The sequence below is a fragment of the Janibacter hoylei PVAS-1 genome (genome assembly GCF_000297495.1).
In the GTDB taxonomy this organism is placed as follows: Bacteria; Actinomycetota; Actinomycetes; order Actinomycetales; family Dermatophilaceae; genus Janibacter; species Janibacter hoylei.
The window spans coordinates 1-10,128 of record NZ_ALWX01000070.1; the positions used below are offsets into that span (position 1 = coordinate 1).

Consider the following 10,128-nt stretch of genomic DNA (forward strand, 5'->3'; position numbering starts at 1 on the left):
TTGCCGTCGGCCTCMGCAGCGATCGGGGGCGACACCCTTGGGGGTGGCGCGCCTCGAAGAGCTCGACGACTCGCGGCAGACCCTGCGTGATGTCGTCACCGGCCACACCACCGGTGTGGAAGGTCCGCATCGTCAGCTGGGTACCGGGCTCACCGATCGACTGGGCCGCGATGATGCCGACGGCCTCGCCGATGTCGACGAGCTGACCCGTGGCCAGGCTGCGGCCGTAGCACTTGGCGCACGTACCGACCTTGGACTCGCAGGTGAGCACCGAGCGGATCTTCACCTCGTCGACACCAGCCTTGTACAGCTGGTCGATGACGACGTCACCGAGGTCGGAGCCGGCCTCGGCGAGGACGGAGCCCTCGTGCTCGACCGCCGCCGCGAGGCAGCGACCGTAGACGGTGAACTCGACCTCGTCGTGGATCCGGCGGGTGCCGGTGAGCTCGTCGAACTGCGCGATCGGCATCGTCAGGCCGCGCTCGGTCCCGCAGTCGTCCTCGCGGACGATGACGTCCTGGGAGACGTCGACGAGACGACGCGTCAGGTAGCCGGAGTCGGCGGTACGAAGGGCGGTGTCGGCCAGACCCTTGCGCGCACCGTGGGTCGAGATGAAGAACTCGACGACCGAGAGGCCCTCACGGAAGTTCGTGCGGATCGGGCGCGGGATGATCTCGCCCTTCGGGTTGGCCATGAGGCCACGCATACCGGCGATCTGTCGCAGCTGGAACCAGTTACCACGAGCACCCGAGTTGACCATCCGGAAGATGGGGTTGTCCTTCGGGAAGTTCTCCTGCATCTCTGCGGAGACCTCGTTGGTCGCCTGGGTCCAGATCTCGATCTGCTCCTGACGACGCTCGTCGTCGGTGATCAGACCGCGCTCGTACTGCTTCTGGACCTTCGTCGCCTTCTCCTCGTAGGTCGCGAGGATCTCCGCCTTGCGGGGCGGGGTGACGACGTCGGAGAGCGCGACGGTCGTGCCCGAGCGGGAGGCCCAGTGGTAGCCGGCCTCCTTGAGGGCGTCGAGCGAGGCCGCGACCTGGACCTTGGTGTAGCGCTCGGCGAGGTCGTTGACGATCGTCGACAGGCGCTTGCGGTCCACGGGTTCGTTGACGAAGGGGTAGTCCTCCGGCAGCGTCTCGTTGAAGAGGGCCCGACCCAGGGTGGTCTCGGCGATCCACGTGGCCACACGACCCTGCTCGTCGACCTCGGCACCCTCGGGCAGCTCGTGCCCGACGGGCACGGCGACATCGGTCAGGCGGATGCGGACCGGCGTGCCGATCTTGATCTCGCCGGCGTCGAAGGCCATGCGCGCCTCGGCGGGCGAGGCGAAGGCACGACGGTGCTCGGTCTCGAGAGCCACCTCGGAGGTGAGGTGGAAGAGGCCGATGACCATGTCCTGCGTCGGCATCGTGACGGGGCGGCCGTCAGCCGGCTTGAGGATGTTGTTGCTCGAGAGCATGAGGATCCGGGCCTCGGCCTGGGCCTCCGCGCTCAGCGGCAGGTGGACGGCCATCTGGTCACCGTCGAAGTCCGCGTTGAAGGCAGTGCAGACGAGCGGGTGGATCTGGATGGCCTTGCCCTCGACCAGCTGCGGCTCGAAGGCCTGGATGCCGAGGCGGTGCAGCGTGGGCGCACGGTTGAGCAGCACCGGGTGCTCGGTGATGACCTCTTCGAGGACGTCCCACACGACCGACCGCTGGCGCTCGACCATCCGCTTGGCGGACTTGATGTTCTGCGCGTGGTCGAGGTCGACGAGCCGCTTCATGACGAAGGGCTTGAAGAGCTCGAGCGCCATCGCCTTGGGCAGACCGCACTGGTGCAGCTTCAGCTGCGGGCCGACGACGATGACCGAACGGCCGGAGTAGTCGACGCGCTTGCCGAGGAGGTTCTGACGGAAACGACCCTGCTTGCCCTTGAGCATGTCGGACAGGGACTTCAGCGGCCGGTTGCCCGGGCCGGTGACCGCACGACCGCGACGACCGTTGTCGAAGAGGTTGTCGACGGCCTCCTGCAGCATCCGCTTCTCGTTGTTGACGATGATCTCGGGCGCGCCGAGGTCGAGCAGTCGCTTGAGGCGGTTGTTGCGGTTGATGACGCGGCGGTACAGGTCGTTGAGGTCGGAGGTCGCGAAGCGACCACCGTCGAGCTGGACCATCGGGCGCAGGTCCGGCGGGATGACCGGGACGGCGTCCAGGACCATGCCCGCGGGCTTGTTGTCGGTGGTGAGGAAGGCGGTGACGACCTTGAGGCGCTTGAGGGCGCGGGTCTTCTTCTGCCCCTTGCCGGTCGCGATGATCTCGCGCAGCTTGTCGGCCTCGGCCTCGAGGTCGAAGGTCTCCAGGCGCTTCTGGATGGCCGCGGCGCCCATGCCGCCCTCGAAGTACAGACCGAAGCGGTCACGCATCTCGCGGTAGAGGACCTCGTCGCCCTCGAGGTCCTGGACCTTGAGGTTCTTGAAGCGGTCCCAGACCTGGGCGAGGCGCTCGACCTGCTGGTCGGCCCGCTTGCGGATCTGGTTCATCTCGCGCTCGGCGGAGTCGCGGACCTTGCGCTTGGCGTCGGACTTTGCGCCCTCGGCCTCGAGCTCGGCGATGTCCTTCTCGAGCTTCTGCGCGCGGGTCTCGACGTCCGCGTCGCGGCGGTTCTCGAGCTCCTTCTTCTCGGCCTCGATCTGCGCCTCGAGCGAGGGCAGGTCGGTGTGCCGCTGGTCCTCGTCGACGCTCGTGATCATGTAGGCGGCGAAGTAGATGACCTTCTCGAGGTCCTTCGGCGCCAGGTCGAGCAGGTACCCGAGGCGCGAGGGGACGCCCTTGAAGTACCAGATGTGGGTGACGGGTGCGGCCAGCTCGATGTGGCCCATGCGCTCACGACGCACGCCGGCGCGGGTCACCTCGACGCCGCAGCGCTCGCAGATGATGCCCTTGAAGCGCACGCGCTTGTACTTGCCGCAGGAGCACTCCCAGTCCCGGGTGGGGCCGAAGATGCGCTCGCAGAAGAGGCCCTCCTTCTCGGGCTTGAGGGTGCGGTAGTTGATGGTCTCGGGCTTCTTGACCTCGCCGTGGCTCCAGTTGCGGATGTCCTCCGCGGTGGCCAGGCCGATGCGCAGCTCGTCGAAGAAGTTGACGTCCAGCACTTCGTGCTTCCTTCTCTCGTTGTCGAGGATGACTCGATAAGTTCTGTGGCCCGTGCGACGCGGACGCCGCGTGGGCTGATGGAGGGGCCGCTGCCGGGGCGCGGTCCGTCAGGACCGCGCCCCCGAGCGGTTAGACCTCCTCGACGCTGCTCGGCTCGCGCCGGGACAGATCGATGCCGAGCTCTTCCGCGGCGCGGAAGACATCGTCCTCGTTGTCGCGCATCTCGATGGTGCCGCCCTCGGAGTTGAGGACCTCCACGTTGAGGCAGAGGGACTGCATCTCCTTGATGAGCACCTTGAAGGACTCCGGGATCCCGGGCTCCGGGATGTTGTCGCCCTTGACGATGGCCTCGTACACCTTGACGCGACCGGTCACGTCGTCGGACTTGATCGTCAGCAGCTCCTGCAGCGCGTAGGAGGCGCCGTAGGCCTCGAGGGCCCACACCTCCATCTCGCCGAAGCGCTGGCCACCGAACTGGGCCTTACCACCGAGCGGCTGCTGGGTGATCATCGAGTACGGCCCCGTGCTGCGGGCGTGGATCTTGTCGTCCACGAGGTGGTGCAGCTTGAGGATGTACATGTAGCCGACGGACACCGGGGCCGGGTACGGGTCACCGGTGCGGCCGTCGAAGAGGTTGGCCTTGCCGCTCTGGTCGATGAGACGCACACCGTCGCGGGTGGGCGTCGTCGAGTCGAGCAGACCGGCGATCTCGTGCTCGTCGGCACCGTCGAAGACGGGGCTGGCGACACGGGTGTCGGCCGGGGCCTCGCGCGCGTCCTCGGGGATCATCGCGGCCCAGTCGGGGTTGCCCTCGATCTTCCAGCCGCGGCTGGCGGCCCAGCCCAGGTGCAGCTCCATGATCTGGCCGATGTTCATTCGACCGGGGACACCGAGCGGGTTGAGCACGACGTCGACCGGCGTGCCGTCCTCGAGGAAGGGCATGTCCTCCACGGGGAGGATCTTGGAGATGACGCCCTTGTTGCCGTGGCGGCCGGCGAGCTTGTCACCATCGGTGATCTTGCGCTTGTTGGCCACGTAGACGCGCACCAGCTGGTTGACGCCCGGGGGCAGCTCGTCGCCCTCGTCCTTGTCGAAGACCTTGACGCCGATGACCGTGCCGGTCTCGCCGTGGGGGACCTTCATGGAGGTGTCGCGGACCTCGCGGGCCTTCTCGCCGAAGATGGCGCGCAGCAGGCGCTCCTCCGGGGTCAGCTCGGTCTCGCCCTTCGGCGTGACCTTGCCGACGAGCAGGTCGCCGTCGCGGACCTCGGCACCGATGCGGATGATCCCGCGCTCGTCGAGGTCGGCGAGGACCTCCTCGGAGACGTTGGGGATGTCGCGGGTGATCTCCTCCGGGCCGAGCTTGGTGTCGCGGGCGTCGACCTCGTGCTCCTCGATGTGGATCGAGGAGAGGACGTCGTCCTGCACCAGACGCTGGCTGAGGATGATGGCGTCCTCGTAGTTGTAGCCCTCCCACGGCATGAAGGCCACGAGCAGGTTGCGCCCGAGGGCCATCTCGCCACCGTCGGTCGCGGGACCGTCGGCGATCAGCTGGCCGGCCTCGACGCGGTCACCCTCGGAGACCATGACGCGCTGGTTGTAGCTGTTGCCCTGGTTGGACCGGGAGAACTTCATCATCTTGTAGGTCTTGCTGCCGCCCTCGTCCTGCAGGACGGTGACGAGGTCAGCGGAGACCTCGGTGACGACGCCGGCCTTGTCGGCGCGGACCACGTCACCCGAGTCGAGGGCGGCGCGGTGCTCCATGCCGGTGCCGACGTAGGGGGCCTCGGCCTGGACGAGCGGCACGGCCTGGCGCTGCATGTTGGCGCCCATGAGCGCACGGTTGGCGTCGTCGTGCTCGAGGAAGGGGATCATCGCGGTCGCGGCGGAGACCATCTGGCGCGGCGAGACGTCCATGTAGTCGACGTCCTCGGCCGGGATCTGGTCGACCTCGCCACCCTTGGTGCGGGCGAGGACCCGCTCCTCGGCGAAGGTACCGTCGTCGGCGAGGACGGCGTTCGCCTGGGCGACGATGACCTTGTCCTCCTCGTCCGCGGAGATGTAGACGATCTCGTCGGTGACCCGACCGTCGACGACCTTGCGGTACGGCGTCTCGATGAAGCCGAAGGGGTTGATCCGCCCGTAGCTCGCGAGCGAGCCGATGAGACCGATGTTGGGACCCTCAGGGGTCTCGATCGGGCACATGCGGCCGTAGTGCGACGGGTGGACGTCACGGACCTCCATCTGCGCGCGGTCACGGGAGATACCGCCCGGGCCCAGCGCGTTGAGGCGACGCTTGTGCGTCAGCCCCGACAGCGGGTTGTTCTGGTCCATGAACTGCGACAGCTGGCTGGTGCCGAAGAACTCCTTGATGGAGGCGACGACCGGCCGGATGTTGATCAGGGTCTGCGGCGTGATGGCCTCGACGTCCTGGGTCGTCATCCGCTCGCGGACGACGCGCTCCATGCGGGAGAGACCGGTGCGCACCTGGTTCTGGATGAGCTCACCGACGCTGCGGACACGACGGTTGCCGAAGTGGTCGATGTCGTCGGTCTCGACCGGCACCTCGAAGGGCTCGCCGTCGCGCGTCCCCGGGAGGGTCGGCTGGTCGGCGTGCAGCGCGACGAGGTACTTGAGGGTCGCGACGATGTCCTCGAGCGTGAGCACCGAGGAGTCGAGGTCGGCCTCGAGGCCCAGCTTGCGGTTGATCTTGTAGCGACCGACCTTGGCCAGGTCGTAGCGCTTGGAGTTGAAGTAGAGGTTGTCGAGCAGGTTCTGCGCGGCCTCACGGGTCGGCGGCTCGCCGGGGCGCAGCTTGCGGTAGATGTCGAGCAGCGCGGCGTCCTGGTCCTCGACCGTGTCCTTCTCGAGGGTGGCGCGCATCGACTCGTACTCGCCGAACTCCTCGAGGATCTCGGCGGAGGTCATGCCGAGGGCCTTGAGCAGGACCGTGACGGACTGCTTGCGCTTGCGGTCGACACGCACACCGACGAGGTCGCGCTTGTCGATCTCGAACTCGAGCCAGGCACCGCGGCTCGGGATGACCTTGGTCGAGTAGATGTCCTTGTCGGACGTCTTGTCCGGGGTGCGCTCGAAGTAGACGCCCGGGCTGCGCACGAGCTGCGAGACGACGACGCGCTCGGTGCCGTTGATGATGAAGGTGCCGCGCTCGGTCATGAGCGGGAAGTCGCCCATGAAGACCGTCTGGCTCTTGATCTCGCCGGTCTCGGCGTTCATGAACTCGGCGGTGACGAAGAGGGGCGCGGAGTAGGTCTGGTCGCGCTCCTTGCACTCGTCGACGGAGTACTTCGGCTCCTCGAAGCGGCTCTCGCGGAAGGAGAGGCTCATCGAGCCGGAGAAGTCCTCGATCGGGGAGATCTCCTCGAAGATCTCCTCCAGACCGGGGTGCTCGGGGACGTCACGTCGACCGGCGTCCAGAGCGGCAGCGACGCGCTCCTGCCACTTCTCGTTGCCGAGGAGCCAGTCGAAGCTCTCGGTCTGCAGGGCCAGGAGGTCCGGGACCTCCAGCGGCTCGCGGATCTTCGCGAAGGACAGACGGCCACTAGCCGTCCGTGCGGTGGACATCGGGGAAGCGGTGCGCGAGGCAGCCAAGGATGGATCCTTCCACGGGCCTTGAGGGTCGGGCGGCGCCACAGGGCTCCCGATCGGACCCAGACGACCCGCTCACGACACCTCCGCGAGGAGGGAATTCGAGCGTTCCGACGGAGCCACGACAGGACTAAGGCAGCGCAAAGCGACAGCATAATGCAGGGACACACGGCTGTCCAACCCGGTCGAGCCGACGGCTCGACGGTGGTCAGGGCGTCACACCCACCAGATCGGTGGCGGCGCCGGATCATTCGACGCCATGAGGATGGATCACCGAAGAGGTCACGTCAAGGCGCGTCCCCGGCGGGTCGCCAGACGGACACCGCCCCGCGGGCCCGGACGGCCCCCGGCCGACCCCCTTCGCCCTCCCCCCTAGGCTGGGGTCATGGACCTGCGCTCCGCCCGCCGTCGCCGCCGGCGCAGCGAGGTGCGCCGACTCGTGCGGCGTTCCGTCGCAGCGGCGCTCGCGACCCAGCTGGCCACGGTCGGCGGCCTGCTCGTCTTCGACTCGCTGCGTCGCAAGGACCGCCCGGACCAGGAGTTCCCGCACCGCCCCGGCGCCCCGGTGCCGGTCGACGGCGGCGACGTACGGATCTACACCTTCGGCGAGCACCTCTTCGAGGACATGCTCGCCGACATCGAGGCCGCGACCTCGCGGATCTACTTCGAGACCTACATCTGGAAGTCCGATGCCGTCGGTCGGCGCTTCCGCCAAGCCCTCGTCGACGCCCACGAGCGCGGCGTCGAGGTCTACGTCGTCTTCGACACCTTCGCCAACCTCGTCGTGCCGCAGGAGTTCTACCGCGGCCTGCCTGAGGGCATCCACGTCAAGCGCCACCCGCTCGTGACCGGAGGCGCGAAGTTCTTCTTCCCCAGCCACTGGGGGCGCAACCACCGCAAGCTGCTCGTCGTCGACAGCACCGCCGCCTACGTCGGCGGCTACAACATCGGCCAGGACTACGCCAACCGCTGGCGCGACACCCACGCACGCTTCGCCGGGGACATGGTCGTCGAGCTCGAAAACGCCTTCGTCGACTACTGGAACCACTACGGCGGCACGCCACCGCTCCCCCAGCCGGCGCGGCGCACGTGGAGCCGCGAGATGCGGGTCCACCGCAACCTGCCGGCCGACATGGTCTACCCGATCCGCAACATGTACCTCGAGGCGATCGACCGCGCCAACACCCGGGTCTGGCTGACGACCGCCTACCTCATCCCCGACGACGCCTTCGTCCGCAGCCTCGTCCAGGCCGCCGAGCGAGGCGTCGACGTGCGCCTCATCGTCCCCCACTTCAGCAACCACATCGTCGCCGACTGGCTCAGCCGGGTGACCTACGAGCGCCTCCTGAGCGGTGGGGTGCGGCTGCTCCGCTTCGAAAACGCCATGGTCCACGCCAAGACCGCGACCATCGACGGCATCTGGTCGACCATCGGCACCGCCAACATCGACCGGCTGAGCCTGGCCGGCAACTACGAGGTCAACATGGAGATCCTCGACTCCGACGTCGCCCGCCGGATGGAGGAGATCTTCGACCTCGACTCCGGCAACTGCACCGAGCTGACGCTCGACGAGTGGACCCGACGGCCCCTCATCGCCCGCGTCACCGAGGGTATCCTCTCCCCCTGGCGACCGCTGCTCTGACCCTTCGAGACAGACGAAGGGCGGGCCGCACCAGCTGGTGCGACCCGCCCGTCGGCAGATCAGTGCTCGTCAGTGACGAGCCGAGATCACTTGAGCTCGACGGTGGCGCCGGCGCCCTCGAGGGCCTCCTTGGCCTTCTCCGCGGCGTCCTTGTCGACCTTCTCGAGGACGGGCTTGGGGGCGCCGTCGACGAGGTCCTTGGCCTCCTTGAGGCCGAGGCTCGTGAGCGCGCGGACCTCCTTGATGACCTGGATCTTCTTGTCGCCGGCCGCGGCGAGGATGACGTCGAACTCGTCCTGCTCGGCGGCGGCGTCGCCACCGGCGTCGCCACCGGCGGCCGGGGCGGCACCCGCGACGGCAACCGGGGCCGCGGCGGTGACCTCGAAGGTCTCCTCGAACTGCTTCACGAACTCGGAGAGCTCGATGAGGGTCATCTCCTTGAAGGCCTCAAGGAGCTCGTCGGTGCTGAGCTTCGCCATGATGGGCGTCCTTTCTGATCAAACGTGTGTGCCGTGAGTGGCGGGGATGTACTGCTGGCTCGAGGCAGGTGCCTCAGGCCTCGTCGCCACCCTCGGGGGTGGTCTCGGTGGTGTCCGCAGCAGGAGCGTCGGTCGTGACCGGGCCCTGCTCCTCGACCTTCGCCCGCAGCGCGTCGACGACGCGAGCCGTCTGCGCGAGCGGCGCGTTGAAGAGGTACGCGGCCTGGGTGAGCTGGGCCTTCATGGCGCCAGCAAGCTTGCCCAGGAGAACCTCGCGCGACTCCAGCTTCGCGAGCTTCTCGATGTCCTCCGCGGTGAGGGGGTTCCCGTCGAGGAGCCCACCCTTGATCACCAGGAGGGGGTTGTCCTTGGCGAAGTCACGCAGACCCTTCGCGGCCTCGACGGGGTCGCCCTCGACGAAGGCGATCGCGTTCGGCCCGACGAGCTGGCCCTCGAAGGCGGCCTCGACGCCCGCCTCCTTGGCAGCGCGCTCGGTCAGCGTGTTCTTCACCACGGAGTAGGTGGCGTTGCCACGGAGCTTGCCGCGCAGCTCACCGAGCTGCGCCACGGTCAGACCGCGGTACTCCGTGATGACGGCCGCGGTCGACGTGCGGAACTTCTCCGCCATGTCGGCAATGACGGCGTCCTTCTCGGCGTTCGCCATGCGGGCCTCCCTTCTCGTGTGGTGCCACCGGGGCCCGGGACGAGAAAAGGAGCCCCGGCGCAGGCACGGGACTCCTCAGGGCACCCACGAGTGGATGCTGCGGTGTCGGCCTGCGCGGGTCGCCCGCTCTCGCGGAACCTTCAGCCATCCCAGAGGGACGGCAACCGGCGGTCAATGGTCGTGGACCAGCGTACGGCAGGCCGGCCGGTGGTCCAAATCGCATGACGAAGGGGGCGTCCCCCTCGCCTTCGGTTCACATGGTCCTCGCAACACCTCGATCTGAGGAGTTGCGAGGACCATGGTCGTTTCGAGGGGAAGACGCTCGCCTGTTGTGGTCACGCCGGCGGTTGTCGCGCGGGTCGTGGCGGTGTTCGACGAGTCAGGCTCTGTGGGCGCGGCTGCCAGGGCCGTGGGGTGCTCGCATTCGACCGCGCGGCGGGTGCTGGTCGCGGCCGGGCGCTTCCCGGCACGGCCGCAGCCGTTGGGCAAGCCTCAGCAGCGTGCCGAGTTCGACGCGTTGATCGCTGCGGGGATGCATCACGCTCGGGCAGCAGTCCGGGTCGGGGTGACAACTCAGACCGGTCGGTACTGGATGCC

General features: G+C 68.0%; 5 protein-coding genes. 1 reads left to right on the forward strand and 4 read right to left on the reverse strand.

Annotated features, from left to right (window positions below; translation table 11 throughout):
- Positions 1-3,136 (reverse strand): DNA-directed RNA polymerase subunit beta' (locus B277_RS13475; protein WP_007929157.1); only part of this gene is annotated, 3,136 nt, incomplete at its 3' end.
- Positions 3,137-3,266: 130 nt separating this feature from the next.
- Positions 3,267-6,749, reverse strand: a complete 3,483-nt coding sequence (gene rpoB, locus B277_RS13480; RefSeq protein WP_007929160.1) for a DNA-directed RNA polymerase subunit beta — start codon at positions 6,747-6,749, stop codon at positions 3,267-3,269.
- A 382-nt stretch (positions 6,750-7,131) separates the two neighbouring features.
- Between rpoB and B277_RS13485 the strand changes: the two genes are divergently transcribed.
- A complete protein-coding gene (locus tag B277_RS13485) occupies positions 7,132-8,388 on the forward strand; it encodes a phospholipase D-like domain-containing protein (protein WP_007929162.1) in 1,257 nt (418 codons plus the stop codon).
- 86 nt (positions 8,389-8,474) lie between these two features.
- On the opposite strand, the gene rplL is transcribed toward B277_RS13485, so the two are convergent.
- Positions 8,475-8,867, reverse strand: a complete 393-nt coding sequence (gene rplL / locus B277_RS13490) for a 50S ribosomal protein L7/L12 (RefSeq protein WP_007929164.1) — start codon at positions 8,865-8,867, stop codon at positions 8,475-8,477.
- 73 nt (positions 8,868-8,940) lie between these two features.
- Complete coding sequence (gene rplJ / locus B277_RS13495; protein ID WP_007929166.1) at positions 8,941-9,531, reverse strand: 50S ribosomal protein L10; 591 nt, start codon at positions 9,529-9,531, stop codon at positions 8,941-8,943.
- Positions 9,532-10,128 lie beyond the last annotated feature (597 nt).

Bases quoted from the DNA above. Each gene is read 5' to 3' on its own strand.
- rplL (WP_007929164.1), bottom strand. From the start codon at position 8,867: ATGGCGAAGCTCAGCACCGACGAGCTCCTTGAGGCCTTCAAGGAGATG.
- B277_RS13485 (WP_007929162.1), top strand. From the start codon at position 7,132: ATGGACCTGCGCTCCGCCCGCCGTCGCCGCCGGCGCAGCGAGGTGCGC.
- rplJ (WP_007929166.1), bottom strand. From the start codon at position 9,531: ATGGCGAACGCCGAGAAGGACGCCGTCATTGCCGACATGGCGGAGAAG.